The sequence below is a fragment of the Shinella sp. NM-101 genome, from assembly GCF_021401195.1.
In the GTDB taxonomy this organism is placed as follows: domain Bacteria; phylum Pseudomonadota; class Alphaproteobacteria; order Rhizobiales; family Rhizobiaceae; genus Shinella.
In genome coordinates, this window is the sequence record NZ_JACBFT010000003.1 from 261,391 (window position 1) to 287,641 (window position 26,251).

Genomic DNA, 26,251 nt, shown 5'->3' on the forward strand with positions numbered 1-26,251 from the left:
ACAAAACGGGGAGAGTGGTACCCGCGCCGGCATAGGCACGACCTCACTCCACCCATGACGGAGGAGAGGTCGTGGTTTGATAGCAGTAAGGCGGGGCGTCACCGCCCCGGTCTCGTTTTCATCACGCCCGCAGCGTGCCGCCGGTGGTCTTCACCACATTGCCGACGATCTTGGCCGTCAGGGCCTCGAAGTCCTCGTCGGTCAGCGTCTTGTCGGTCGGCTGGAAGACGACCTCGATGGCGATGGACTTCCTGCCCTCGCCGACCGATGCGCCCTCGAACACGTCGAAGACGTTGACGGCCGCAATCAGCTTGCGGTCGGCGCCGCTCGCCGCGCGCACGATGGCGCCGGCTTCCACCGTCCTGTCGACCACGAAGGCGAAGTCGCGCTTCACCGCCTGGAAGGGCGAGAGGTCGAGCGCCGGCTTGGTGCGGGTCGCCTTCTTCTTCGGCTCCGGCATGGCGTCGACGAAGATCTCGAAGCCGCAAAGCGCGCCGGACACGTCGAGCGCGCCGAGCGCCTTCGGATGGAACTCGCCGAACGTGCCGAGAACGATCTTCGGACCCATCTTGATCGTGCCGGAGCGGCCCGGATGGTACCAGCCGGGTGCGCCCGGCTCGATCTGCACATTGCCCATCGGCAGGCCGCAGGCCTCAATCACGGCGAGCGCATCGGCCTTGGCGTCATAGACGTCGACCGGCTTGCCGCCGCCCTTGGCCGCGTTCGACCAGAGACGGCCGGCGCCCGAAAGCGAGGCCGTGCCGCGGCGAACGCCCCCGGCAACGCGGCGCTGGCCTTCCGGCCGGTCGTTCTCGTAGGTGCCGGAGACTTCGAAGAGCGCGACGTCGCCATAGCCCTTGTCGGCATTGCGCTGGGCCGCCGCCAGAAGGCCCGGCAGCAGCGAGGGGCGCATGTCGGACATGTCGGCCGCGATCGGGTTCGACAGCGCCAGCGCGGCCGCGCCGCCGCCGAAGAGCTCGGCATGCGCCTTGGGGATGAAGGACCAGGTGACGGCTTCCATCATGCCGCGCGCGGCGAGCGCGCGCTTGGCAAGGCGCGTGCGGATCTGCAGCGTGGTGAGGATGCGGCCGTTGACGGTGCCGTGGCTTTCCAGCGGCGAGGGCTTGATGTTGTCGACGCCGTGGATGCGCATGATCTCCTCGACGAGATCCGCCTTGCCGTCCACGTCCGGCCGCCAGGAGGGAATCGCGACGGAGACGCGCTCGCCCGAGCCCGTGACCGTGAAGCCGAGGCGGGTCAGGATATTGGCGCTTTCGGCTTCCGAGACATCGAGGCCCGTCAGGCGCTTGACCTCCGAGAACGGGAAATCGACCACCTTGGCGGAAAAACCCTTGTAGCCGACGACGTCGGTCTTCGCCGGCACGCCGCCGCAGAGCTCCAGCACCAGTTCCGTCGCGCGCTCGAGGCCCGGCACCATGTATTCCGGGTCCACGCCGCGCTCGAAGCGGTAGCGTGCATCGGTGATGATGCCATGCGAGCGGCCGGTCTTGGCGATGTTCATCGGATCCCACAGCGCCGATTCGATCAGCACGTCGACGGTATTCTCGTCGCAGCCCGAATGCTCGCCGCCCATGATGCCGCCGATGGATTCGACGCCGTTGTCGTCGGAAATCACGACGTTGGACGGGTTCAGCGTATATTCCCGCGTATCGAGCGCCAGCACCGTCTCGCCCTCGGCGGCGCGGCGCACGACGAGGTCGCCCTTCACCTTCGCCGCGTCGAAGACGTGCAGCGGGCGGCCCTGGTCGAAGGTCATGTAGTTGGTGATATCGACGAGCGCGTTGATCGGGCGAAGGCCGATGGCCAGAAGCCGCTGCTGCATCCAGCGCGGGCTCGGGCCGTTCTTGACGCCGCGCACGAGCCGGAGCGCGAAACCGGGGCAGAGATGATCGTCGCCGCCGAGCTCCAGCTTTACTTTGACCGGCGTCTCGCCCTCGACCTTGAACGACGGCGCCTTCGGGGTCTTCAGCGTGCCGAGGCCGGAGGCGGCGAGATCGCGGGCGATGCCGAAGATGCTCGTGCAGTCCGGACGGTTCGGCGTCAGGTTGATCTCGATGACCGGATCGTCGAGGCCGGCATAGGCGGCATAGCTCGTACCCACGGGCGCATCGGCCGGCAGATCGATGATGCCGTCGTGGTTGTCGGAGATTTCCAGTTCCTTCTCCGAGCACATCATGCCGCGGCTCTCGACGCCGCGGATGGTGCCGACGGCGAGCGTCACGTCGATGCCGGGCACATAGGTGCCGGGTGCGGCGAAGGCGCCGACGAGGCCGGCGCGCGCATTCGGCGCGCCGCAGACGACCTGGATCGGCTCGCCCTTGCCGGTATCGACCATCAGCACGCGCAGCTTGTCGGCGTTCGGATGCTGCTCGGCCGAGACGACCTTGGCGATGACGAAAGGCCTGAAGGCCGCCTTGTCGTCGACGTCTTCCACTTCGAGGCCGATCGCCGTCAGCTTCGCGCAGATTTCCTCCAGCGAGGCGTCGGTGTCGAGATGATCCTTCAGCCAGGAGAGCGTGAATTTCATGACAAATTTCTCCTTGGATGCCGGTTACGCGCTGAGGCCGCCGAACAGGGTCGGCATGTCGAGCGGGCGGAAGCCGTAGTGGCTGAGCCAGCGGACGTCGGCGTTGAAGAAGTCGCGCAGGTCGGGCATGCCGTATTTCAGCATGGCGATGCGGTCGAGGCCCATGCCCCAGGCAAAGCCCTGGTATTCTTCCGGGTCGAGACCGCCGGCGCGCAGCACGTTCGGATGGACCATGCCGCAGCCGAGGATTTCCATCCAGTCCGTGCCCTCGCCGAACTTGACGATCGGGCCCGACGAGCGGTCGCACTGGATGTCGACCTCGAAGGACGGCTCGGTGAAGGGGAAGAAGGACGGGCGGAAGCGCATGGTGACGCTGTCCACCTCGAAGAAGGCCTTGCAGAATTCTTCCAGCACCCAGCGCATGTTGGCGACATTGGCCTTCCTGTCGACCACGAGGCCCTCGACCTGATGGAACATCGGCGAGTGCGTCGCGTCCGAGTCCTGTCGGTAGGTCTTGCCGGGAATGATGATGCGGATCGGTGGCTTCTGCGCCTCCATGGTGCGCACCTGCACGGGCGAGGTGTGCGTGCGCAGCACCTTGCGCGCACCGTTCTCGTCGGCGGGGAAGAAGAATGTGTCGTGCATCTCGCGGGCCGGGTGGCCCTCGGGGAAGTTCAGCGCCGTGAAGTTGTAGTAGTCCGTCTCGACGTCGGGGCCTTCGGCAATCGAGAAGCCCATGTCGCCGAAGATCGCGGTGATCTCGTCGACGATCTGGCTGATCGGGTGGATGCGGCCGCGCTCGGCGGGCGAGGAGCGCACCGGCAGGCTGACATCCACCGTCTCGGCGGCAAGGCGGGCCTCGATGGCGGCGTCGCGCAGCGCGCTCTTGCGCTCGGTGATGGCGTCGGTGACGCGCGTCTTCAGCGCGTTGATCGCCGCGCCGCGCGTCTGGCGCTCTTCCGGCGACATGGTGCCGAGCGTCTTCAAAAGTTCCGAGACGGAGCCCTTCTTGCCGAGCGCGCCGACGCGCACGGCTTCGATCGCCGCCTCGTCGGAGGCCGCCGCAACGTCGGAAAGGAGCTGCTGTTCCAAAGTATCGAGTTCAGTCATCTTTACCTGCTTTGCTTGCGTCGGCCGGGCGGGGAGGCAGAAGAGCCCCGGAGAGATAGCGGGTTGCGGCGAGGAAGCGTCGCAGATCACTACTCATGTGCACGCGCCCGATCAATCGGGTGAGCCACAAAAACTTGCCGAGGAACCGGAGCATCGCCTTCAGCTCCGTCTCGGCGGCGGCGGGTGCGGCGGCGCGCCAGGCCGCATAGGCCCTCCCGGCGGTTTCCTCGCCGAAGGCGGCGCGGTCGACGAGCTGGAGGAAGAGGAGCAGCACGTCGCGCGCCTGCGCGGTGGGAAGCGGCATGGCGGCCTCCGGCTCCTCCTCGAAATCCATGAAGCCGATGCGGTTCCCGGAAAGGAAGAAATCCCGCGGATGCGGCCGTCCGTGGCAGAGGCCCTTCGCGTGGAGGGCGCCGAGATCGGCAGCGCAGGTGACAAGCAGCGCATCGTGCGCGGCCGGGTCGTCGTTCCGGAGCCGTGCAAGCCGTCCGTTCACGGTCTCGCCGGCATCAGAAAGCACCACGGCACCCTGCGACTGGTAGAGGACGCGCGGCACCGGGACGCCGTGTTCGCGGAAAACCGCGATGCGCCGCACCTCCCGCTCGATCATCGCCTCGCGGCCGAGCCGGGGCGAGGCGCGCAGGAAAGGCTGGCCGAGCAGGCGGGCGAAGACGTTCTGCGCCCGGGTCCAGACGATCGGCGGCTCCGTGCCGTAGCGCTTGATCCAGACGGCGCCGAAGGACATCTCCACGCGCTCGACGCGGTGCGCGCCGCGGGCGAGGACAACGAGAAGCGTCTCGATATCCTTGGCGGTCGCATCCGGGATGGTGTCGATCTGGGTCGGCCTGCCGTCCATGGGTCCTGGTTCCGAAATCAAACAAAAACCCGCACCGGTTCCCCGGCGCGGGTTTCACAACGAAGCGAAGATTTGTTGTGGGCGCCGGTTAGTTGACGGCGGTCTCAAACTCGTTCTTCGTGCCGGCGTCCTTGAGGTATTCCAGAGCCTTCTTGGCGGCTGCGACGAGCGCGCCGAAAGCTGCGGTCTCATGGATCGCCATGTCCGAAAGCACCTTGCGGTCGACTTCGATGCCGGCCTTGTTGAGGCCGTCGATGAAACGGCCATAGGTCAGGCCGTGCTCGCGGACGGCAGCGTTGATGCGCTGAATCCAGAGAGCGCGGAAGTTGCGCTTGTTGACCTTGCGGTCGCGGTAGGCGAACTGCTTGGAACGATCAACCGCTGCCTTGGCGGCGCGGATGGTGTTCTTGCGGCGGCCGTAGAAGCCCTTGGCTGCCTTCAGCGTCTTCTTGTGCTTGGCGTGGGAAGTAACGCCGCGTTTTACACGTGCCATGTCATGATCTCCTTAAACGTATCAATTGCGCGAGAAGTCTCAGAGACCGTTCGGCAGGTAGTTCTTGATGACCTTCTTGCCATCGGGCTCGGCCAGCACCATGGTGCCGCGGGCGTCGCGAATGAACTTGTTGGTACGCTTGATCATGCCGTGGCGCTTGCCGGCAGCGGCAGCGACGACCTTGCCGGTCGCGGTGATCTTGAACCGCTTCTTGGCAGACGACTTCGTCTTCATCTTGGGCATTTTGCTACTCCATTCTTGTTGAATTCGAGACGGCTGACGAGGCGCGTCTCCAGCGTAAAGAACGGCCACGGCATGCCCTGCCGGACCGTTCGGACGGCGGCTTGTAACCGAAGTCCTCGAAAAGCGCAACCGGATTCCGCCAAACGCATGCATTCCGGCCGAAAATGGAAAAGCCGCCCCGGAAGGCGGCTTTATCCGTTTGGCGCAGGATCGCCAGGCACGGCGCTCACCGCGGGGCGAGCACCATCATCATCTGGCGGCCTTCGAGCTTCGGCTCGGCCTCGACCTTGGCGATGGCCACGGTGTCTTCCTTGACCTGCTGGAGCAGCTTCATGCCGAGTTCCTGGTGGGCCATCTCGCGGCCGCGGAACTTCAGGGTCACCTTGACCTTGTCGCCCTCGTCGAAGAACCGGTTCATCGCCTTCATCTTCACCTCATAGTCATGGGTGTCGATGTTCGGACGCATCTTGATTTCCTTGATCTCGACGATCTTCTGCTTCTTGCGCGCCTCGGCCGCCTTCTTCTGGTTGGCGTATTTCAGCTTGCCGAGGTCAAGAATCTTGCAGACGGGCGGTTCGGAGTTCGGTGAAATCTCCACGAGATCGAGGCCGGCTTCTTCAGCCATGCGGAGCGCCTGATCGGTGGGAACGATGCCGTGGTTGGTGCCTTCGGCGTCGATGAGCTGGATGCGGGGGATCCGGATTTCCTTGTTGGAACGCGGGCCGTCTTTGACGGGGGCTTCCGCTTTGAAGGGTCTGCGAATGGTCGTGTTCTCCTCGAACTGTTTCGACTGGTCTGAATCTGCGCGACGATCGGGCCGTTTTGCCGGAAATGCGGCATTTGTCGGCAATGTGTTGATCACGCTTGCGAAGTCAATAGCATGTCGCGTGGAAAAAATCACCACCTGTCCTTGCGCGCGCGAATCTGGTCTAGCTCACGGCAAGGACGGGCGGCAGGCGGGTTTCGTGCCCGGGCGCTACGCGGGAGATAGGTATGGCGACCACGGACGGCAACGGCACGGCGGCGGATTTCATCGAGGTGGGCGAGGGTGGCGACGCGCGGCGGATCGCGCTGGCGCTCCAGCCGCCGGCACCCGGCAATGCGCTCGCCCACTTCGTCTGGCTCGGCGGCTACCGCTCCGACATGTCGGGCACCAAGGCGGTGGAGCTCGCCGGCCTCGCCGCCCGCCTCGGCACGGCCTGCGTGCGTTTCGACTATTCCGGCCACGGCGCCTCGGGCGGCGCCTTCACCGACGGCACGATCTCGCGCTGGCTGGAGGAGGCGCTCGCCGTCATCGACCATGCGGTAAAGACGCTCGGCTCGCGCCGCCTCGTGCTCGTCGGTTCCTCCATGGGTGGCTGGATCGCGCTGCGCGCCGTCGCCGCGCTTGCCGCGCGCAGGGACATCGAGGTCGCCGGCCTCGTCCTCATCGCCCCCGCGCCGGACTTCACCTCGGAGCTGATCGAGCCGAACCTGACGGAGGCCGAACGCACGGCCCTTGCCGAGCGCGGCCGGTTCGAGGAGCCGACGCCCTATGGCCCCGAACCGAACATCTATACGCTGAAGCTCATCGAGGACGGACGGCAGAACCGCGTGCTCGACGGCGTCATCGAGACCGGCTGCCCGGTGCATATCCTGCAGGGCATGGCCGACCCGGACGTGCCCTATGCCCACGCCGTGCGCCTGATGGAGCATCTTTCCGGCGACGACGTGGTGCTGACGATGATCCGCGACGGCGATCACCGGCTCTCGCGGCCGCAGGACATCGCCAAGATCCTCGAGGCGGCGGAGGCCTTCGCCCGCGGGCAATGAGGCCGGCGTGGCCGCCGGAGCACATCTTAACCATAATGCAGCATCGCCAATTCTGATGATTGACGAGACGGCCCTCTCACCGTTAACTCTTTGTTAACGATTAGGGGACGTTTCATGGCACGAATGATTGGTGCGAAGGCTGGGGTTGCGGCGGTTCTCGCGCTCCTCGTTTCTTCTTCCTCGGCTTTCACGGCACCGGCATCGGCGCTCTCCATGAAGACGGGCGGCGTGACCTCGCAGCCGATCGGCCACTACGAGTTCTGTCAGACCCACAAGTCCGAATGCCGCCCCGGCGCGCGCACCGCGCCCGCAAGGGTAACGGCGTTCGGCTGGTCGGTGGTGCGCCAGGTCAACGCGCGCATCAACCACGACGTCACGCCGATGACCGACATGGAAATCTACGGCAAGGACGAGGTCTGGGCCTATCCGGACGGCGCGGGCGACTGCGAGGATTTCGTGCTGCTGAAGCGCCGGACGCTGATGGAGAAGGGCTTTGCCGCCGGCGACCTCCTGATCACCGTCGTGCGCAAGCCGGACGGCGAGGGCCATGCCGTGCTGACGCTGCGCACGACCGAGGGCGACTACGTCCTCGACAATCTCAACAACGACGTGAAGCTGTGGACCGAGACGCCCTACCGCTACCTGAAGCGCCAGGCCTCCTTCCACGCCGGCCGCTGGGTCTCGATCGAGAACGGCGATGCCGTCATGGTCTCGTCGGTCGGCCAGTAAGCGGGCCGCATCACGGATATGAAAAGGCCGCGGAGCGATCCGCGGTCTTTTTGTTTTGATGACCCTGCGCGCCCGCTGCCGTCATCCTCGGCCTTGCGCTGAGGATCTGCCAACGCGCCGAAAAATTGAACCGTTGCAGATGCTTGGGACAGGCCCGAGCATGACGGAGGAGAGGTATTCGGCCCTTGAAGCAAAAAGGCCGCGGATCGCTCCACGGCCTTCGTCAACTGCAACAGGGACGTACCTATTCGTCGCCCATCTTGAGCGCCGCGATGAAGGCCTCCTGCGGGATTTCGACCTTGCCGAACTGGCGCATGCGCTTCTTGCCGGCCTTCTGCTTGTCGAGCAGCTTGCGCTTGCGGGTGGCGTCGCCCCCGTAGCACTTGGCGGTCACGTCCTTGCGCAGCGCCGAGATCGTCTCGCGGGCGATCACGTTGCCGCCGATGGCGGCCTGGATCGGGATCTTGAACATGTGCTTGGGGATCAGCTCCTTGAGCTTTTCGCACATGTCGCGGCCGCGCTTTTCGGCGGCCATGCGGTGCACCATCATCGAAAGCGCATCGACCGGCTCGCCGTTCACCAGGATCGACATCTTTACGAGATGCCCTTCCTTGTGGTCGGTGATCTGGTAGTCGAAGGAGGCGTAGCCCTTGGAGATCGACTTCAGGCGGTCGTAGAAGTCGAAGACGACTTCGTTGAGCGGCAGGTCGTAGGTCAGCATGGCGCGCGTGCCGACATAGGTGAGTTCCACCTGGATGCCGCGCCGGTCCTGGCAGAGCTTCAGGATGCCGCCGAGATAATCGTCCGGCGTCAGGATCGTCGCGCGGATCCAGGGCTCGTGGATTTCCGCGATCTTCACGACGTCGGGCATGTCGGCCGGGTTGTGCAACTCGCGCTCCGTGCCGTCGGTCATGAAGAGCTTGTAGACGACCGACGGCGCGGTCGCGATCAGGTCGAGGTCGAATTCGCGCTCCAGGCGTTCCTGGATGATTTCAAGATGCAGGAGCCCGAGGAAGCCGCAGCGGAAGCCGAAGCCGAGGGCGGCGGAGCTTTCCATTTCGAAGGAGAACGAGGCGTCGTTGAGGCGCAGCTTGCCCATGGCCGAGCGCAGGTCCTCGAAATCGGCGGCATCGACCGGGAAGAGGCCGCAGAAGACGACCGGCTGGGCCGGCTTGAAGCCCGGCAGGGCCTTTGCCGTCGGGCGTTTGTCCTCGGTGATGGTGTCGCCGACGCGGGTATCGGCGACTTCCTTGATCGAGGCGGTGATGAAGCCGATCTCGCCCGGGCCGAGGCTGTCCATCGCCACCATCTTCGGCGTCAGCACGCCGACGCGCTCGACGGTGTATTTCGCATCCGTGCCCATCATGCGCACGGTCTGGCCCTTGGAGAGCCGGCCCTCGATGACGCGCACGAGAACCATGACGCCGAGATAGGTGTCGTACCAGCTATCGACCAGCAGCGCCTTCAGCGGCGCCTTCTCGCCGCCCTCGCTCTTCGGCGCGGGCAGGCGCTTGACGATGGCTTCCAGCACGTCGGGAATGCCGAGGCCCGTCTTGGCCGAGATCAGCACGGCGTCGGAGGCATCGATGCCGATCACCTCCTCGATCTGCTCCCTGATGCGGTCGGGCTCGGCTGCGGGAAGGTCGATCTTGTTGAGGACGGTGACGAGCTCGTGGTTGTTGTCGATCGCCTGGTAGACGTTGGCGAGCGTCTGGGCTTCCACGCCCTGGCTGGCGTCGACGACCAGCAGCGAGCCCTCGCAGGCCGACAGCGAGCGCGAGACCTCGTAGGCGAAGTCGACATGGCCGGGCGTGTCGATGAGGTTCAGCACATAGGTCTCGCCGTCGTTCGCCTTGTAGTGCAGGCGCACGGTCTGGGCCTTGATGGTAATGCCGCGCTCGCGCTCGATGTCCATGTTGTCGAGGACCTGTTCCGACATCTCGCGGTCGGCGAGGCCGCCGGTCGACTGGATCAGCCGGTCGGCCAGCGTCGACTTGCCGTGGTCGATATGGGCGACGATCGAGAAATTGCGGATATGGTCGAGGGGCGTCGAATTGTTGGTGCTCATGCGCGCCATATAGCAGCGGCGCAGATTCCCGCAAAGCGGTAAATGAAGAGTTTCTCCGCCGCAAGCGCCGCTATTCCGGGGCTTTCTCTCCTTCCACCAACGCACCGGCGTTGGGCACCTGCGCGCTCAGCAGCTCGAAGGTTTCCCGCGCGCCGGGCGGCACGGTCTCGCGCAGCCTCAGCCGGTGGGCGACGAAGGCGGCATAGGCGAGCGCGACGCCCATCGCGGCATAGATGAAGGTCTGCGGCCCGAAGACGGGCGTCAGCGCCGTCACGCCGAGCGGAACGAGGGTCGCCGAGGTCGACCAGGCGACAAGCAGCGTCGAGGCCAGCGGCACGAAATCCTCCGGATCCGTGCGGTCGTTGGCATGGGCGTTGGCGATGGAATAGACGCTTTCGACCGCGCCGGCCCACAGCGCGAAGACGATCATCAGCACGGCGAAGGCGGAGAAGGAAACGAAGAGCGCGGCGATGGCCGCGCCTGTTATCAGCAGGCAGGTGATGACCAGCACGACGCGCCGGTCGATCCGGTCGGAGAGCGTGCCGAGCGGATACTGCACGAAGATCAGGCCGAACTGCATGACGAACATCAGGAGCGCCACGTCGCTCTGGCCGACATTGTTGGTGGCGGCGTAGATCGGCGTGAAGCCCTGCACGACCATGGAAAGCCCGCCGGAGGCGAGCACGCCGATGAGGGCGACCGGCGAATTGCGCCAGGCCATGGAAAAGTCGAGGCTGACGCTCGCGGGTGCCGGCGGCGTCGGCAGCCGGGTGAGGCCGATCGGCAGGAGCGCGACGGTGGTCACGAAGATGGTGACGAGCGGGGCGAGGTTGCCGTCGGCCGGCATGCGGCCGAAGATCCAGGCGCCGACGCCGAGCCCCAGCACATAGGCCATGTAGAAGAAGGACATGGCCTTGCCGCGCCAGCGGTTGTCGGCCGCGTGGTTCAGCCAGCTCTGGGCGATGATGAAGTTGCAGTTGCCGGCGATGCCGTAGATGCCGCGCGCCAGCACCCAGACGATCGGGTGCACGCCGAGCGCGACGAGGAAGGCGGCGATGATGACGAGCGCCAGCGAGCAGGAGAAGGCGCGCGCATGGCCGACGCGGCGGATGACCGGCCCGGCGATGACGCAGCCGATCAGCCCGCCGAAGGCGATGGCCGTGACGGCCGCGCCGGGCGTCCACGACGGGGCATCGGCGCGCGAAAGCACATAGGGCACATAGGCGAGCATGATGCCGTTGCCGATGGCGACGAAGGTCATCGAGACGACGATGGCCGTGATGGAAAAGAGCGACGATGCCCGCTGCGTCTCATCCCTCATGTGCCTGCCCCTCCACCTGCCTCGGCGCCACCATATCGATTTCCCCGATGTCGCATTGTCGCCGGAGCGGCATGGCCGGGAATTATTTTGGGATGAGGTCATGCCGGTTGACTCTACTATGAGAGATGGATATTCCATTATAATGGAAAACGAAGCGGATCCCCTGGAAAGCGCCATCGGCGAGCGGTTGAGGCTGCTCAGGACGGCGCGCAACCAGACGCTCGACGATCTCGCCGGTGCCTCGGGCGTCAGCCGGGCGATGATCTCGCGCATCGAGCGGGGGGAGGCCAGTCCGACCGCGCAACTGCTCTCCCGCCTCTGCGCGGCGCTGGACCTGACGCTGTCGGCCTTCTTCGCCTTTTCCGGCGGCAAGGGCGATCCGCTGTCGCGGCGCGCGGCGCAGCCCGTCTGGCGCGATCCGGAAACCGGCTACCAGCGCCGCGCCGTCTCGGCGCCCGAAACCGCCTCGCGCGTCGAGGTGATCGAGGTGGAGTTCCCCGCCGGCGCCCGCATCGCCTATCCGCCCGAAACGGCCAGGGCCGGCATGACGCAACATGTCTGGCTGTTCTCCGGCGCGCTGCGCATGACGGTCGGCGGAACCGTGCACGATCTCCGGCCCGGCGACTGCCTCTACATGAGCATCACCGAGGGCCATGTCTTCGAAAATCCCGGCGACGAGCCGGCGCATTATGCCGTGGTTCTCGACCGCGGCCGTTCCTGATGGAAGAGGATGGCATGGGCGACATCAAGCTGCTCGATGAGGCCGGGGCGCGCGCCCGTATCGGCGAACTTGCGGACGTGCTGGCCGACTGCGTGACGGGCGGCGCTTCCGTCGGCTTCATGGCGCCCTATGGGCCGGCCGATGCGGTGCCCTTCTGGGAGGGCGTTGCGGCGGCCGTCGGCGACGGCGCGACGCTGCTCTTTGCCGCCGAGCGCGGCGGCCGCATCGTCGGCACGGTGCAGGTCGGCATCCGCCAGATGCCGAACCAGCCGCACCGGGCGGATGTGAAGAAGCTGCTCGTCATGGAGAGCGAGCGCGGCCGGGGCCTTGCCCGCGCGCTGATGACGGCCGCCGAAGCGGAGGCGGGCCGGCACGGCAAGACGCTGCTGGTGCTCGACACCGCCACCGGCAGCCCCGCCGAAACGGTCTACGAACGCCTCGGCTGGCAGCGCGTCGGGGTCATTCCCGACTACGCGCTCTATCCGGACGGGCGCTTCTGCGCGACGACGCTCTTCTACAAGCGGATCGGCGCCGATGTTCGAGGATGACGCGAAGAGAAATGTTTGGCGATCGATTTACCGGTACCGCGTGCCGCGCCGCCGGCCAGGATTGGAAACCACGCCTCCCCATCGCCATCCTCGGGCTTGACCCGAGGATGCACGCGGCAGGTACCGGCGCGGCAGGCGTCACACCGCCTCCCAGCCGTCCTTCTCGCTCGCGCGATAGATGGCGTCGATGACCTTCTGGTTGTTCACCGAGCTTTCCAGCGTCACGACCTCCTCCTTCTCGCCGCGCGCGGCCCGACTGAAGGCCTCGACCTCGCGCCGGTACTGCCGGGCGTCCTGGAAACGGAAGATCTGGCTCTCGCCGTGGTTCTGGTTGGTGAGCTCGACCTCCTCCACGCCGTAGCGGTCGGCATTGAAGGGCGACTTCACCTCGATGAAGCCCTTGTCGCCGTGGAACACCATGATCTGCCGCTGGGCGAGCTGGGTGGAGATGTAGAAGGACAGTTCGAAATCGCCGAAATCGGCGCGCACGCTCGAATAGATGTCGGTGCCGAACTCCGGGTCGCGGTCGGTGCTGGCCTGCACGCGGACCGGCTCCTTGCCGGTGGAAAAGCGCGTGGTGATCGTCGGGTAGACGCCGATGTCAGGCAGCCCGCCGCCGCCGAGTTCCGGGACGTTGCGCATGTTGCCGGGGTCGCGGTTGAAATAGGTGAAGGCGCCCTGCACATGGCGCAGCCTGCCGATCGCGCCCTCGGCAAGGAGCGCGCGCACCTTCCGCCACACGGGGCTGTAGGTCACCATGTAGGCCTCGGAAATCAGCACCTTGTTGCGGTCGCGCGCCGTGATCAGCGCGGCGATCTCCCCGGCATTCAGCGCGATCGGCTTCTCGCAGAGCACATGCTTGCCGGCATCCGCCGCCTTGATCGACCATTCGACATGCTGGGAGGTCGGCAGCGGAATGTAGACCGCGTCGATCGTATCGGAGGCGAGCATCTCCTCGTAGGAGCCGAAGGCATGCGCGGCGGAGAAGCGGTCCGCCATGGCGCGGGCCTTGGCATGATCGCGGCTGGCAACGGCGGTGACGACACAGTTCTCGGCGTCCTGGATGGCCGGCACGACAAGCTCGCGGCCGATCTTGGCCGTCGACAGGATTCCGAAACGCAGCATGATGATCTCTCCCTGATTGCGCGGAAAGACTAGTCCCGAGGTACGTCCCTCGCAAGCGACGGCGCCGCAAAAAACCAAGGGAACCGCGTGCAAAGAGCCGGGCCGCGTCCTATGGTGCGAAAACCCTTTTCAGCACGAACCCCTTGGAGGATCCCATGCAGTTTCGCTCTCTCGGCAAGACCGGCCTTTCCATCGCTCCGCTCGTTTTCGGCGGCAACGTCTTCGGCTGGACGGCCGACGAGAAGACCTCCTTCGATCTCCTCGACGCCTTCACCGGCGCCGGCTTCAACGCCATCGACACGGCGGACGTCTATTCCCGCTGGGTGCCGGGCAACGAGGGCGGCGAGTCCGAGACGATCATCGGCAAGTGGCTGAAGCGCTCCGCCATTGCCCGCGACAAGGTGGTGATCGTCACCAAGGTCGGCTCCGACATGGGCCAGGGCCGGCACGACCTGCGCAAATCGTGGATCGTCGAGGCCGTCGAGGCCTCCCTGAAGCGGCTGCAGACCGACCATATCGATCTCTATCTCTCCCATTGGCCGGACGCCGACACGCCTTACGAGGAGACGCTGGAAGCCCATGCCGGCCTCGTGAAGGCCGGCAAGGTGCGCGCCTTCGGCGCCTCGAACCTCGATGCGGGCCAGTTGCAGGCCTCCTTCGAGGCCGCCGACAAGGCGGGGCTGCCGCGCTACGCCGTGCTCCAGCCGGAATACAATCTCTATGACCGCGGCAGCTTCGAGGGCGCGCTCGCCGATCTCTGCCGCAGGGAGGATATCGGCGTCATCACCTATTACAGCCTTGCCTCCGGCTTCCTCACCGGCAAGTACCGCTCGAAGGCCGACACCGAGGGCAGGGCGCGCGGCGAGGGCGTCGCGCACTATCTCGACGACAAGGGCCGGCGCATCCTCTCGGCGCTCGACCAGGTCGCTGCCGAGACCGGCGCGAAGCCGGCGGAAATCGCGCTCGCCTGGCTGATGGCCAAGCCCGCCGTCACCGCGCCGATCGCCAGCGCCACGAGCGTTGGCCAGCTTGAGAGCCTGACAAAGGCCGCCGGCCTGTCGCTCTCCGCGGGGCAGATGGCGCTGCTCGACAGAGCGGGGGCATGACGGTGGCCCTCGTCATCCGCGATGCGGTCGAAGGCGACGAGGCGGCCTGGAGGACGCTCTGGGCCGGCTACCTCGCCTTCTACGAGACCGAGGTGCCGGAGGAGGTGACGGCCTTCACCTGGGCGCGCGTGCTCGATCCCGGTTCGCGCGTCTCGATGCGCGTTGCCGAGGAGAATGGCAGGGTGCTGGGCTTTGCCATCCACCACTATCACGATTCCACCTGGGGCATCGCGCCGGAAGGCTATCTCGAAGACCTCTTCGTCGACGATGCGACGCGCGGCAGGGGCGTCGGGCGGGCGCTGATCGACGACCTGGTCGCCATTTCGAAGCGCCACGGCTGGCGCGGCATCTACTGGCACACCAGCCACGACAACGAGCGGGCGAGAAAACTCTACGACAGCTATGTCGAGACCGACGGGCACATCCGCTACCGGCTTCAGACCTGACCGCGGTAACGGAAGAAATCCACGAAGGCGCGCAGCGCCGGGCGCATCTGCCGGCGCGTGGGATAGTAGATCGAAAAGCCGTCGAAGGGCGGGCACCAGTCCTCCAGCACCGGGACGAGCCGGCCCGCCGCGATGTCCTCCTCGACGCGCTGGTCGAAGATGTAGGCGAGGCCCGCGCCATCCATCGCCGCCGCCCGCATCAGCCGCTGGTCCGAGACGATGAGCGGCCCGTCGACGTCGACGGTCACCTGGCGCCCGTCCCTTTCCAGCTCCCAGCGATAGAGGCGACCGCTGGAAAAGCGGCGGCGGATGCAGCGGTGCTGCATGAGGTCGCGCGGCTGGAGCGGCTTGGGGTGCTTTTCGAAATAGGCGGGCGCGCCGACGATGAGGCCCCGCCAGGGACCGCTGACGCGGAGCGCGACCATGTCCGCCTCCAGGTGCTCGCCGAGCCGCAGGCCCGCATCGAAGCCCTTCTCGACGATATCCTCGAAGCGGTCGTCGGTCCGAAGCTCCAGCTCTATGTCGGGATAGGCGAGAAGGAAGGCGCCGAGCCGCGGCATCACGATGTCCTCCGCCGCGATCAGCGGCATGGTGACCCTCAGCGGCCCGGCGGGCCGGCCCTGCCGGTCGGAAAGCGTTTCCATGACATTGCCGATGTCGGACAGCGCGGGGGCGAGCGTGTCGAGCAGCAGCCGGCCTTCCTCCGTCGGCGCGACGGAGCGGGTGGTGCGGGCAAGGAGCCGCACGCCGAGGCTCGCCTCCAGCGCCGAGACGGCATGGCTGACGGCGGACGGCGCGATGGCGAGTTCGGCGGCGGCCTTGCGGAAGGAACGCGTCTCCGCGACGACGGCGAGCACGGCGAGTTGCGAGAGCTGGGTGCGGTTCATTGTTCGAACAGATAGAACAAGCCGTTGGCTTTTGCAGCAATTTTCAGGCGTAGCGCAATATTCTAGTGTGTTCCTTGCCGGGGATGACGGCGAAGCGGCCGCCGGCCGGCACGCCCGTCGCCCCGGCCTTCAGAAAGGATTTCGCCATGAAACACAGACAACTCGGCAGCCTCGACGTCTCCGCCCTCGGCCTCGGCTGCATGGGCATGAGCCATGCCTATGGCCCTTCGGGCGACGAGGCCGCGGCGATCAGGACATTACACCGCGCCGTCGATCTCGGCGTCACCCTGTTCGACACGGCCGAGGTCTACGGCCCCTACCGCAACGAGATCCTCGTCGGCAAGGCGCTGAAGCCGGTGCGCGACAAGGTGGTGATCGCCACGAAATTCGGCTTCCGCATCGACGACGCGAAGCCCTCCGCCGAGATGATCACCGGCACGGACAGCCGGCCGGAAAACGTCAGGGCCGTCGCCGAGGCGTCGCTAAAGCGGCTCGGGGTCGAGGTGATCGACCTCTACTACCAGCACCGCGTCGATCCTGCCGTGCCGATCGAGGAGACGGTGGGCGCCATGGCGGAGCTGGTGCGCGCGGGCAAGGTGAAGGCGCTCGGCCTGTCGGAAGCCGGCGCCGAGACGATCCGCAGGGCCCATGCCGTGCACCCGATCGCCGCCGTGCAGAGCGAGTATTCGCTGTGGACCCGCGATCCCGAGGAAAACGGCGTTCTCGAAACCTGCCGGGAGCTCGCCATCGGCTTCGTGCCGTTCAGCCCGCTCGGCCGCGGCACGCTCACCGGCGCGCTGAAGACGCTCGACGGCCTCTCGGCCGACGATTTCCGCCGCTCGCTGCCGCGCTTCGAGGCCGGGAATTTCGAAGCCAACCTGGCGCTCGTGACGCTCCTGGAGGAGATGGCGAAGCAAAAAGGCGTGGCGCCGGCGCAGCTCGCGCTCGCCTGGGTGCTGGCGCAGGGCGATTTCATCGTGCCGATCCCCGGGGCCAGCAAGGTGCCGCATCTGGAGCAGAACGTCGCTGCCGCCGACGTGGCCCTGACGGCGGGGGAGGCCGCGCAGCTCGGCGATCTGCTGTCGCCGGCAAGGGTGGCGGGCGGGCGCTATTCGCAGCGCATGGCCTCGATGGCGAACCGGTAGGGAAGCGGGGCTCAGTCCCGCCTGATCGTGGCGAGGACCTCCCAGAGGTCCGCGCCCGTTTCGAACGCCGCGGCATTGGCGCGAAAGCCGATCCCCGCCGAAACGAGGTCGAGCATATCAGGCGCGGGCGGGCCCGCCGTCGGGGAGGCATTGGCGATGCTCTGCGCCGCCTTCTCCACGCGTGCCGTTTCGCTCGCCATGCCCTGGCGGGCGGTGTTCATGATGCCGGCTATCTGCATTGCAGGCCCCCGTTGTTCTCCCCGTCTCCTACAGCACGGCCCTTTCGATTGCGTGAACGGCAGGCCGGCCGCCCCGTACCGGAATAGCACAGGGCGCCGGCTCGGTTCAGCCCGCGTCGTAAAGGTGCTGCCCCGCCAGCAGCGCGTCGTCCAGCCGGCCGGCCTCGGGGAAGAGGGACAGCGTTTCCGGCCTGCCGACGCCCGGCACCAGCCGGTGGCAGGGCTCCACCGCGCCGAGCACGGTCGTGACGGGAATGACGCCCGCCCAGATGGGCAGCGCGAAATCCTCCTCGTCGTCGCCGACGCCCTTGGCGCGCACCTTGGCGGCCGCCTCGTCGATCGGCATGGCGACGATCGTCGTGGCCTTCGCCTCCTGCGGGGTGATGGGGCGCAGCAGCGCGCTGCGGCCCGGATAGAAACGGTCGACGACGTCGCGCATCGCCTCGATCTTCTCGTCCGGGTCCTCGACGAGCCGCGCCGTGCCGAAGCACATGGCCGAGCGGTAGTTGGCCGAGTGGTTGAAGCCGGACCGTGCGAGCACCAGCCCGTCGAGATGGGCGACGGTGAGACAGGCGGGCGTGCCGGCCTTCAGGTGCCGCAACATGCGGCTGGCGGAGGAGCCGTGCCAGTAGAGCGTGTCGCCCTTGCGCCAGAACAGGGTGGGCGTCGCATAGGGCTGGCCGTCGATGACATAGGCGACATGACAGAGCATGGCCGCATCCAGGATGGCGTGCACGGCGGCGCGGTCGTAGCTGCCGCGCTCGTGCATGCGCTTGACGCGGTTGCGCGGGGTGACGGGGTAGGCTGTTTCGGTCTCGGCGGTCATTCTGGTCTTGCCTTTCGGGGAACGGGACGTCAGGGTGCGCCATGGCATTGGATCGAAAAAGCACCAATTCAGAAGAAAATTCACGGACCAATCTATCGGACTGGTCGGCACTTATCCCCGTCCTGCCGGCCACAGGTCGGCGCACGCCGGCGCTCTACCGGGAACTGCGGCGGCTGATCGAGGCCGGCGACATCGCGCCCGGCAGCAAGCTGCCGCCCTCGCGCGACCTTGCGCGGCGTCTGCGGACCGCGCGCGGCAGCGTGGTTGCCGCCTTCGAGATGCTGATCGCGGAGGGCTATGCGGTTGCCCGCACCGGCGCGGGCACCTTCGTCGCCGACCGGGTGCCGAACATGAAGCCGGCCGCTCCCGTAGAGACGGCGGCGGCCGAACCGGCAATGCCGCTTCCCGGAACGCTCGGTGTCGCCATGGCCGACGCGCGCACGCTCAATCTCTTCCGCACCCTGCTCTCGCGCCATCTCGTCCGGCCCGGCCCGGAGCATTTCCAGTACGGCGATCCGCGCGGCGGGGCCGCGCTGCGCCAGGCCGTCGCCGCCTATCTCCGGCAGGCGCGCGGGGTGCGCTGCGAGGCGCGCTCCATCGTCATCACGACGGGCACGCAGCAGGGCATCGACCTCGTCATCCGCAGCGTGCTGTCGCCGGGCGAGCGGGTGATGCTGGAGGATCCGTGCTATCCCAGCGCCCGCGCCGCCTTCGCCGGCAACGGACTCGACCTTGCCGGCCTTGCGGTCGATGCGGAGGGCGCCGACATCGGCTTGGCGGTGCCGGGCGCCCGCGCGGTCTACGTGACCCCCTCGCACCAGTTTCCGCTCGGCGTGACCATGAGCATGCGCCGCCGCCTCGCCCTCATCGACTGGGCGCGGGAAACGGGCGGCTGGATCATCGAGGACGACTACGACAGCGAGTTCCGCTTCGCCGGCCCGCCGCTCGCCGCCATGCAGGGCATGGACGACAGCAGCCGCGTCATCTACCTCGGCACCTTCTCGAAGGTGCTCTTTCCCGGCCTCAGGCTCGGCTATGCCGTCATTCCCGATCTGCTCCTGGAGACGGTGGTGGCGCTGCGCGGCCGCAGCGACCGCAGTCCGCCGACGCTGGCCGAGGCGGCGCTGACCGACCTCATCCGCGAGGGTCACTTCGCCGCCCATCTGCGCCGCGCCCGGCGTAAGGCGCAGGCCGCGCGCGACGCGCTGGTTGCTGGGCTCGCCTCGGCACCGGGCCTTTCGGTCGACGTTCCCGATCAGGGCCTGCACCTCGTCGCCCGCCTGCCGGCGCGGCTGGACGATGTCGAGGCCGTCGAGATCGCCCGCAAAGCCGGGCTCGGCGCGCGCGCCCTGTCGTCGATGGCCGTCACCAACCCGCCCCGGCAGGGCCTTGTGATCGGCTTTTCCGGCTTCCCGCCGGAGGTCCTGCATGCGGCCGCGACGCGCTTTGCGGCCGCCATCGGCTAGAGCATTTCCAGCCGGAGCGGGATCGCTTCGGCGCCGGATAATGCGATAAAAACAAAATGCTCTAGGTCTGCGGGATCGTCGCCACCCAGGCGCGGGCGAGCGCAAGGCCGGTGGCGTCGGCGCGCGGGCCGTTCTCGGCGGCAAGGGCCGCGCGCCGCTCGTACCATTCGGGGGCCGCGCCAGCGATCTGGTCCGGGAAGGTCGCCACCCATTCGTCGACCACCTGTCGGCTCGCCTCGAAATGGAACTGCGTGCCGTAGACGGCGCGGCCGATGCGGAAGGCCTGGTTTTCCGCGGTGCCGTTGGTGGCGAGCCGCACCGCGCCCTCCGGCAGCGAGAAGGTGTCGCTGTGCCACTGGAAGATCGGGAAGCTGGCCGGGGCGGCCGACAGCACCGGATCGCCCGTGCCCTCCGTCGTCAGCGCCACGCTGCACCAGCCGAATTCGGGGGCGGTGCCGATATGGTTCCGGGCGCCATAGGTCCGCGCCAGAAGCTGGCTGCCGAGACAGACGCCGAGCACCGACTTGTCCGCATCGCCGAAGCGGCGCATCAGCGCGGCGAGCGCCGGCAGGTAGCCATGGCTTTCGTCGTCCAGCGCGTTCTGCGGCCCGCCCATGACGACGATCGCGTCATGGCCCGTCTCGTCCGCGGGCAGGGCATCGCCGGCATGGGGCCGGCAGATGTCGAGGTCCGCGCCCGCCTCTTCGAGCGCGACGCCGATCTGCCCGAGCAGCGTCACCCTGTCGTTCTCGACCACCAGAACCCGCATGCGATACTCCCGCTTCTAATACCGCGCGACACAACCACGGCGCATCGCCCGGTTCAAGTGCCCCGGCAACGCTCAGGGATGGATCACGCCCTTGCGCAGGATGACATTCGCATAAAGCCGCCGCTCGCCGGTCTGCACCAGCGTGTGGGCGGCGCGCACCCGGTCGTAGAAATCGGCGCCGACGAGCGGCACAACGGTGCGTTCCGGCTCGTGCCGGGCGCAGCAGTCGATGATCTCGCGATGCACGGGTTCCAGCCGGTCGCGCTCCTGCCGGTAGGTGGAGCGGAAGATCGCCTCCTCGACGAAATCGTCGACGGGCAGCACCGAAAGCACGGCGTCCAGCGCGGGAATGAGCGCCACGCCGTCGAGCCGGACCAGCCGGCGGGCATGTTCGACACCCGGATAGTTGCCGTCGACGAGGGCGATCTCGTCGCCGTGGCCCATGGCGCGCAGCGTCGCGAGCAGGTCCGGGCTCAGGATGGGGTCGATACCTTTCAGCATTTCAGGCAAGCTCCTTGAAGAGGACGTTCTGGTCGGGAAGATAGCGGGAGAACAGCGGCAGGCTCGCCCCGCCGATCGAGCGGGCATGGCTGCCGACGGCGCCCGCGACGATTTCCGGCAGTGTCACGCCCTGGAGGTCGAGCCGGGCGACGGCGGCCTGCGTCGCCGCGACTACGCGCTCGCGCATCCAGGCTGGAAAGCCGCCGTCGATGATCACGGCGGAAAAGTCGATGACGGACGCCGAGGCGACGACCGCCTGGGCGAGGGCGGCGGCCGTATCCTCGATCCAGATGTCGAGCGGTGCGCCGAAATCGACCCAGTCGTCTGGCGAATACCAGAGCGGCTCCGGGTCGATCCCGTGTTCGCGCAGCAGGTTTTCCAGCCGGTAGATGGAGGCGATCTTCAGGAGCTGCACCGTCCCGCCGTCGCGGCCCTGCACGGGCAGCGGGCCGATCGCGCCGGCCGTGCCGGTGCGGCCGGTGAAGAGCGCCGAGTTCAGCACCACGCCGCCGCCGATGAAGGAACCGATGAAGAGATAGAGGAAATCGGGATATTGCGGGCCGAGGCCGAAGACGAGCTCGGCCGCACAGGCGCTCGTCGCATCGTTCTGCAGCACGACGGGATAGGGCACGCGCCGGGCGATCTCCGCCTCCAGGTCGACGCCGCGCCACTGGTCCATGTCGGCCTGCGGCGCGCCCACTTCGCTCGCCCAGCTCCACAGCTCGAAGGGCGTGGCGACGCCGAAGCCGGCGATGCGGGCGCGCTCCTCCGGCGTGATCGCCGCCTCCAGTTCCGCCAGCCCCTCCTCGACGAAGGCGAGCAGCGGGCCGGGCATGGGATAGGCGAACGTCCGCCGCACCCGTCGGCGGATGCCGCCGACGAAATCCATCATCACGATGTCGGCGCTGCGGCGGCCGATCTTCAGCCCGAAGGAATAGACGGCGTCGGGATTGAGCAGCATGGGCACCGAGGGTTGGCCGACCTTGCCGCGCATCGGCGTGCCGCGCATCAGCAGCCCCTCGGCCTCGAGCGCCCGCATGATGACGGTGACGGTCTGGGCGGAAAGCCCGCTGCGCCGGGCGATCTCCGCCTTGGAAAGGCTGCCGTGCCGGCGCACCAGCGACATGACCAGGCGCTCGTTATAGGCGCGCACGCGCACCTGGTTGGCGCCCCCGGACGGGTCGAGAATCTCGGCCGGCGACGCGGATGCCGCCGCGGCGTTCTTTGTCATCGTCTCCTCCCATGCCGGTTGGGCGCAAATCGGCCTTCCGGTCCTCTTATCGGCTGGCGCTCCGCTCTTCCACCGGAAACGATGCCGCCGGGTTCTGGCCCGATCCTGCGGAGCATGCCACATCGGATTAATAATTCAATTCGATTTATTTATTGACACGCATTTCCTTTGATGATCTCATCATGGCCGGAAGCAAGGTTGACCGGCGGAGGAGCCCCCGGCCCCTGCGACCGGACGGTCCCGCAAGTGGGGCGCGTCCCGTTTCGTCCTTGGGAGGATACCATGAAGAAGACGATGATTTCCGCCGCTCTCGGCGCGCTTGCGCTCGGCGTCGCCTTTGCCGCGCCGGCCTCTGCCGCCGATGTCGGCGCCTGCCTGATCACCAAGACCGACACCAATCCCTTCTTCGTCAAGATGAAGGAAGGCGCCGAGGCGAAGGCCAAGGAACTCGGCGTCACGCTGAAATCCTACGCCGGCAAGATCGACGGCGACTCGGAAAGCCAGGTCGCGGCCATCGAGACCTGCATCGCCGATGGCGCCAAGGGCATCCTGATCACCGCCTCCGACACCAAGGGCATCGTTCCCTCCGTGCAGAAGGCGCGCGACGCGGGCCTCCTCGTCATCGCCCTCGACACGCCGCTCGAGCCGATCGATGCCGCCGACATGACCTTTGCCACCGACAACCTGCTGGCCGGCGAGCTGATCGGCAAGTGGGCCGCCGCCACGCTCGGCGATGCTGCCAAGGATGCCAGGGTCGCCTTCCTCGACCTGACGCCCTCCCAGCCGTCGGTCGACGTGCTGCGCGACCAGGGCTTCATGAAGGGCTTCGGCATCGACGTGAAGGACATCAACAAGATCGGCGACGAGGACGATCCGCGCATCGTCGGCCACGACATCACCAACGGCAACGAGGAAGGCGGCCGCACCGCCATGGAAAACCTCCTGCAGAAGGATCCGTCCATCAACGTCGTGCACACGATCAACGAACCGGCCGCCGCCGGCGCCTATGAGGCGCTGAAGGCCGTCGGCAAGGAAAAGGACGTGCTGATCGTCTCGGTCGACGGCGGTTGCCCGGGCGTCCAGAACGTCATCGACGGCGTCATCGGCGCGACCTCGCAGCAATATCCGCTGATGATGGCCGCCCTCGGCATCGAGGCGATCAAGACCTTCGCCGACACCGGCGAGAAGCCGAAGGCGACCGAAGGCAAGGACTTCTTCGACACGGGCGTCGCCCTCGTCACCGACAAGCCGGCCGCAGGCGTCGAATCGATCGACACCAAGGCCGGCAAGGAAAAGTGCTGGGGCTGAGAGCTCCCGGCCGGCCCGGCTTGACCGGGCCGGCCATCCGCCACGGACGGACCGGGTGACGCAAGGCGCACCCCTGCTGCTTTGACAATCGCGAAAAGACATGGGCACCTTTCTTCTACAGGCGGCGGCGAGAGCCGGGACCGCTTGCGGGAGGAGGCCGCCCGAAGACGGCGGCAGGTGCGCAAGGCGCCCTATCGATGCGTCCGTGCACCATTTCATCCGGGAAACGCCGCGACGGTCGGCACCGGAAGGGGAGGACCAGGATCATGAGTGAGACAACGACGGCCTCGCAGCCATCGCAGGAATTCGAGAAGGTGCTATCGGGCAGCTCGACGCAGGTCGCATCCTTCGATACCAACGACAAGACGCCCCTCCAGAAGTTCCAGCACTTCCTGCACGGCAGCCCATCGGCCGTGCCGCTGATCGTGCTGGTGCTCTCGGTGGCGGTGTTCGGCGCCGTTCTCGGCGGCAAGTTCTTCTCCGCCTTCACGCTGACGCTCATCCTCCAGCAGGTGGCGATCGTCGGCATCGTCGGCGCGGCGCAGACGCTGGTGATCCTGACCGCGGGCATCGACCTTTCGGTCGGCGCGATCATGGTGCTCTCCTCCGTCGTCATGGGCCAGTTCACCTTCCGCTACGGCCTGCCGCCAGCTGTGGCGGTCGCCTGCGGCCTGGCCTGCGGCGCGCTCTGCGGCTATATCAACGGCCTGCTCGTCGCCCGCATGAAGCTGCCGCCCTTCATCGTCACGCTCGGCATGTGGCAGGTCATCCTCGCCTCGAACTTCCTCTATTCAGCCAACGAGACGATCCGCTCGCAGGACATCGCCACGCAGGCCCCGCTGCTGCAGTTCTTCGGCAACAACCTCAAGCTCGGCAGCGCCGTCTTCACCTACGGCGTCATCGCCATGGTGCTGCTCGTCGCCGTCCTCTGGTACGTGCTGAACCACACCGCCTGGGGCCGCCATGTCTATGCGGTCGGCGACGACCCTGATGCGGCGGAGCTGGCCGGCGTCAACGTCAAGCGCATGCTGGTCTCGGTCTATACGCTGTCCGGCCTCATCTGCGCGCTCGCCGGCTGGGCGCTCATCGGCCGCATCGGCTCGGTCTCGCCGACCGCCGGCCAGTTCGCCAACATCGAATCCATCACGGCGGTGGTGATCGGCGGCCTCTCGCTGTTCGGCGGGCGCGGCTCGATCCTCGGCATGATCTTCGGCGCGCTCATCGTCGGCGTCTTCTCGCTCGGCCTTCGCCTCATCGGCACGGACCCGCAATGGACCTACCTCCTGATCGGCGTCCTCATCATCTCGGCCGTCGCAATCGACCAGTGGATCAGAAAGGTAGCAGGCTGATGGCTCTCGAACCCATTCTCACCGCACGCGGTCTGGTCAAGCGATACGGCCGCGTCACCGCCCTCGACAATGCCGACTTCGACCTCTATCCCGGCGAGATCCTCGCCGTGATCGGCGACAACGGCGCGGGCAAGTCGTCGATGATCAAGGCCATTTCCGGCGCCATCACGCCGGACGAGGGCGAGATCAGGCTGGAGGGCCAGCCGGTCAGCTTCCGCTCGCCCATCGACGCGCAGAAAGCCGGTATCGAGACCGTCTACCAGAACCTCGCGCTCTCGCCGGCGCTCTCGATCGCCGACAACATGTTCCTCGGCCGCGAGATCAGGAAGCCCGGCGTCATGGGCAGCGTCTTCCGCAAGCTCGACCGGAGCGCGATGGAGAAATTCGCCCGCGACAAGCTTTCCGAACTCGGCCTGATGACGATCCAGAACATCAACCAGGCGGTGGAGACGCTTTCGGGCGGCCAGCGCCAGGGCGTGGCCGTGGCCCGCGCGGCGGCCTTCGGCTCGAAGGTCATCATCCTCGACGAGCCGACGGCGGCGCTCGGCGTCAAAGAGAGCCGGCGCGTGCTGGAGCTCATCCTCGACGTGCGCCGGCGCGGCATCCCCATCGTGCTCATCTCGCACAACATGCCGCATGTCTTCGAGGTGGCGGACCGCATCCATATCCACCGCCTCGGCCGGCGATTGACCGTCATCGACCCGAAGGACTACACCATGTCCGATGCTGTCGCCTTCATGACGGGGGCCAAGGTGCCGGAGGCCATTGCCGCATGATCTCGCCTGCCACGATCGTGGATGCGGTGTTGCGGCGCGCGGGAGACGCGCGCCGCTTCCTCGTCGGCCTCGCCGGCCCGCCGGCGGCCGGCAAGTCGACGCTGGCGGACGCGCTGCGCGAGGGCCTCCTCGCCCGCGGCGAGAGCGCCGAGATCCTGCCGATGGACGGCTTCCACATGGACAACGGCATCCTCGCGGCGCGCGGCCTGCTTCAGCGCAAGGGCGTGCCGGAGAGCTTCGACGGCCGCGGCTTCATCGACATCGTCCACGCGCTGAAAAAGGCGGACGGCGAGGTGCTCGTGCCGGTCTTCGACCGCGCGCGCGAGCTTGCCATCAATGCCGCGCGCGCCATTCCCGGGGAAACGCGCTTCATCATCGCGGAGGGCAACTACCTGCTCTTCAAGGATTCGCCGTGGGACAGGCTCGACGGCGTCTTCGACTTCACCATCTTCGTCGGCCCGCCCTATCCTGTGCTGGAGGCGCGGCTGCGCCAGCGCTGGCTGGGCTATGCGCTGCCGGAGGACCAGATCGGCTGGAAGCTCTACGGCAACGACCTGCCGAACGGAAAGCGCATCCTGGAGAATTCCCGCCCCGCCGATCTCCATATCGACCTCTTTTGAGGCGATTG

General features: G+C 67.0%; 27 protein-coding genes. 12 read left to right on the plus strand and 15 right to left on the minus strand.

Features of this window, described 5'->3' with window-relative positions:
• Positions 1 to 121 precede the first annotated feature (121 nt).
• The 6 genes from pheT to infC form a co-directional block, all read right to left on the minus strand.
• Positions 122 to 2,548: a phenylalanine--tRNA ligase subunit beta gene (gene pheT / locus L0976_RS08265; RefSeq protein ID WP_234186893.1), complete on the minus strand. Its 2,427-nt coding sequence runs from the start codon at positions 2,546 to 2,548 to the stop codon at positions 122 to 124.
• A gap of 24 nt (positions 2,549 to 2,572) precedes the next feature.
• Positions 2,573 to 3,658 (minus strand): phenylalanine--tRNA ligase subunit alpha, encoded by a 1,086-nt coding sequence (gene pheS / locus L0976_RS08270; protein WP_234186894.1) that lies wholly within the window; start codon positions 3,656 to 3,658, stop codon positions 2,573 to 2,575.
• Positions 3,651 to 4,514, minus strand: a complete 864-nt coding sequence (locus tag L0976_RS08275; RefSeq protein WP_234186895.1) for a serine/threonine protein phosphatase — start codon at positions 4,512 to 4,514, stop codon at positions 3,651 to 3,653. Before L0976_RS08275 ends, pheS begins: the two co-directional genes overlap by 8 nt.
• A gap of 88 nt (positions 4,515 to 4,602) precedes the next feature.
• Positions 4,603 to 5,007: a 50S ribosomal protein L20 gene (gene rplT / locus L0976_RS08280; RefSeq protein ID WP_119257270.1), complete on the minus strand. Its 405-nt coding sequence runs from the start codon at positions 5,005 to 5,007 to the stop codon at positions 4,603 to 4,605.
• 39 nt (positions 5,008 to 5,046) lie between these two features.
• On the minus strand, positions 5,047 to 5,250 hold the full coding sequence (rpmI, locus tag L0976_RS08285) for a 50S ribosomal protein L35 (RefSeq protein WP_024270153.1): 204 nt from the start codon (positions 5,248 to 5,250) through the stop codon (positions 5,047 to 5,049).
• A gap of 226 nt (positions 5,251 to 5,476) precedes the next feature.
• The gene (gene infC, locus L0976_RS08290) at positions 5,477 to 6,013 is read right to left on the minus strand and encodes a translation initiation factor IF-3 (RefSeq protein WP_203319888.1); all 537 of its coding nucleotides are present in this window, start codon (positions 6,011 to 6,013) and stop codon (positions 5,477 to 5,479) included.
• A gap of 230 nt (positions 6,014 to 6,243) precedes the next feature.
• On the opposite strand from infC, the gene L0976_RS08295 reads away from it, so the two are divergent.
• Entirely contained in the window at positions 6,244 to 7,062 is an 819-nt protein-coding gene (locus tag L0976_RS08295; protein ID WP_234186896.1) for a carboxylesterase, read from the plus strand.
• A 114-nt stretch (positions 7,063 to 7,176) separates the two neighbouring features.
• Positions 7,177 to 7,791, plus strand: a complete 615-nt coding sequence (locus L0976_RS08300) for a transglutaminase-like cysteine peptidase (protein ID WP_234186897.1) — start codon at positions 7,177 to 7,179, stop codon at positions 7,789 to 7,791.
• 244 nt (positions 7,792 to 8,035) lie between these two features.
• Here L0976_RS08300 and lepA read toward each other — a convergent pair whose 3' ends face one another.
• Both lepA and L0976_RS08310 read right to left on the minus strand, forming a co-directional pair.
• On the minus strand, positions 8,036 to 9,868 hold the full coding sequence (gene lepA, locus L0976_RS08305; RefSeq protein WP_234186898.1) for a translation elongation factor 4: 1,833 nt from the start codon (positions 9,866 to 9,868) through the stop codon (positions 8,036 to 8,038).
• Between the two features lie 61 nt (positions 9,869 to 9,929).
• Complete coding sequence (locus L0976_RS08310) at positions 9,930 to 11,180, minus strand: MFS transporter (protein WP_234186899.1); 1,251 nt, start codon at positions 11,178 to 11,180, stop codon at positions 9,930 to 9,932.
• A 142-nt stretch (positions 11,181 to 11,322) separates the two neighbouring features.
• Here L0976_RS08310 and L0976_RS08315 point away from each other — a divergent pair, with 142 nt between their 5' ends.
• Together L0976_RS08315 and L0976_RS08320 are read left to right on the plus strand one after the other, a co-directional pair.
• Positions 11,323 to 11,901, plus strand: coding sequence for a helix-turn-helix domain-containing protein (locus L0976_RS08315; protein WP_234186900.1), 579 nt, complete (start codon positions 11,323 to 11,325; stop codon positions 11,899 to 11,901).
• A gap of 14 nt (positions 11,902 to 11,915) precedes the next feature.
• Positions 11,916 to 12,449: a GNAT family N-acetyltransferase gene (locus tag L0976_RS08320; protein WP_234186901.1), complete on the plus strand. Its 534-nt coding sequence runs from the start codon at positions 11,916 to 11,918 to the stop codon at positions 12,447 to 12,449.
• A 138-nt stretch (positions 12,450 to 12,587) separates the two neighbouring features.
• On the opposite strand, the gene L0976_RS08325 is transcribed toward L0976_RS08320, so the two are convergent.
• Positions 12,588 to 13,574: a Gfo/Idh/MocA family protein gene (locus L0976_RS08325; RefSeq protein ID WP_234186902.1), complete on the minus strand. Its 987-nt coding sequence runs from the start codon at positions 13,572 to 13,574 to the stop codon at positions 12,588 to 12,590.
• A gap of 155 nt (positions 13,575 to 13,729) precedes the next feature.
• On the opposite strand from L0976_RS08325, the gene L0976_RS08330 reads away from it, so the two are divergent.
• Both L0976_RS08330 and L0976_RS08335 read left to right on the plus strand, forming a co-directional pair.
• Positions 13,730 to 14,680: an aldo/keto reductase gene (locus L0976_RS08330; RefSeq protein WP_234186903.1), complete on the plus strand. Its 951-nt coding sequence runs from the start codon at positions 13,730 to 13,732 to the stop codon at positions 14,678 to 14,680.
• 2 nt (positions 14,681 to 14,682) lie between these two features.
• On the plus strand, positions 14,683 to 15,126 hold the full coding sequence (locus L0976_RS08335; RefSeq protein WP_234187065.1) for a GNAT family N-acetyltransferase: 444 nt from the start codon (positions 14,683 to 14,685) through the stop codon (positions 15,124 to 15,126).
• Here L0976_RS08335 and L0976_RS08340 read toward each other — a convergent pair.
• Positions 15,117 to 16,013, minus strand: coding sequence for a LysR family transcriptional regulator (locus L0976_RS08340; protein WP_234186904.1), 897 nt, complete (start codon positions 16,011 to 16,013; stop codon positions 15,117 to 15,119). The genes L0976_RS08335 and L0976_RS08340 overlap by 10 nt on opposite strands.
• 146 nt (positions 16,014 to 16,159) lie before the next feature.
• Here L0976_RS08340 and L0976_RS08345 point away from each other — a divergent pair, with 146 nt between their 5' ends.
• A complete protein-coding gene (locus tag L0976_RS08345) occupies positions 16,160 to 17,158 on the plus strand; it encodes an aldo/keto reductase (protein WP_234186905.1) in 999 nt (332 codons plus the stop codon).
• An 11-nt stretch (positions 17,159 to 17,169) separates the two neighbouring features.
• On the opposite strand, the gene L0976_RS08350 is transcribed toward L0976_RS08345, so the two are convergent.
• Positions 17,170 to 17,397, minus strand: a complete 228-nt coding sequence (locus tag L0976_RS08350) for a hypothetical protein (RefSeq protein WP_203317173.1) — start codon at positions 17,395 to 17,397, stop codon at positions 17,170 to 17,172.
• Positions 17,398 to 17,503: 106 nt separating this feature from the next.
• A complete protein-coding gene (locus tag L0976_RS08355) occupies positions 17,504 to 18,223 on the minus strand; it encodes a pyridoxamine 5'-phosphate oxidase family protein (protein WP_203317174.1) in 720 nt (239 codons plus the stop codon).
• Between the two features lie 41 nt (positions 18,224 to 18,264).
• Here L0976_RS08355 and L0976_RS08360 point away from each other — a divergent pair, with 41 nt between their 5' ends.
• On the plus strand, positions 18,265 to 19,689 hold the full coding sequence (locus L0976_RS08360) for a PLP-dependent aminotransferase family protein (RefSeq protein WP_234186906.1): 1,425 nt from the start codon (positions 18,265 to 18,267) through the stop codon (positions 19,687 to 19,689).
• A gap of 61 nt (positions 19,690 to 19,750) precedes the next feature.
• Here L0976_RS08360 and L0976_RS08365 read toward each other — a convergent pair whose 3' ends face one another.
• The 3 genes from L0976_RS08365 to L0976_RS08375 all read right to left on the minus strand — a co-directional run bounded on the left by L0976_RS08365 (position 19,751) and on the right by L0976_RS08375 (position 22,190).
• On the minus strand, positions 19,751 to 20,458 hold the full coding sequence (locus L0976_RS08365) for a type 1 glutamine amidotransferase (RefSeq protein WP_234186907.1): 708 nt from the start codon (positions 20,456 to 20,458) through the stop codon (positions 19,751 to 19,753).
• 72 nt (positions 20,459 to 20,530) lie between these two features.
• Positions 20,531 to 20,959, minus strand: coding sequence for an RbsD/FucU family protein (locus tag L0976_RS08370; RefSeq protein WP_203317177.1), 429 nt, complete (start codon positions 20,957 to 20,959; stop codon positions 20,531 to 20,533).
• A gap of 1 nt (position 20,960) precedes the next feature.
• A complete protein-coding gene (locus tag L0976_RS08375; protein WP_234186908.1) occupies positions 20,961 to 22,190 on the minus strand; it encodes an ROK family transcriptional regulator in 1,230 nt (409 codons plus the stop codon).
• 282 nt (positions 22,191 to 22,472) lie between these two features.
• Between L0976_RS08375 and L0976_RS08380 the strand changes: the two genes are divergently transcribed.
• The 4 genes from L0976_RS08380 to L0976_RS08395 all read left to right on the plus strand — a co-directional run bounded on the left by L0976_RS08380 (position 22,473) and on the right by L0976_RS08395 (position 26,243).
• Complete coding sequence (locus tag L0976_RS08380) at positions 22,473 to 23,498, plus strand: sugar ABC transporter substrate-binding protein (protein ID WP_203317179.1); 1,026 nt, start codon at positions 22,473 to 22,475, stop codon at positions 23,496 to 23,498.
• Between the two features lie 266 nt (positions 23,499 to 23,764).
• Positions 23,765 to 24,847: an ABC transporter permease gene (locus L0976_RS08385; protein ID WP_203317180.1), complete on the plus strand. Its 1,083-nt coding sequence runs from the start codon at positions 23,765 to 23,767 to the stop codon at positions 24,845 to 24,847.
• Positions 24,847 to 25,623, plus strand: a complete 777-nt coding sequence (locus tag L0976_RS08390; RefSeq protein WP_234186909.1) for an ATP-binding cassette domain-containing protein — start codon at positions 24,847 to 24,849, stop codon at positions 25,621 to 25,623. The genes L0976_RS08385 and L0976_RS08390 overlap by 1 nt, the downstream gene beginning before the upstream one ends.
• The gene (locus L0976_RS08395; RefSeq protein WP_203317182.1) at positions 25,620 to 26,243 is read left to right on the plus strand and encodes a nucleoside triphosphate hydrolase; all 624 of its coding nucleotides are present in this window, start codon (positions 25,620 to 25,622) and stop codon (positions 26,241 to 26,243) included. The genes L0976_RS08390 and L0976_RS08395 overlap by 4 nt, the downstream gene beginning before the upstream one ends.
• Positions 26,244 to 26,251 lie beyond the last annotated feature (8 nt).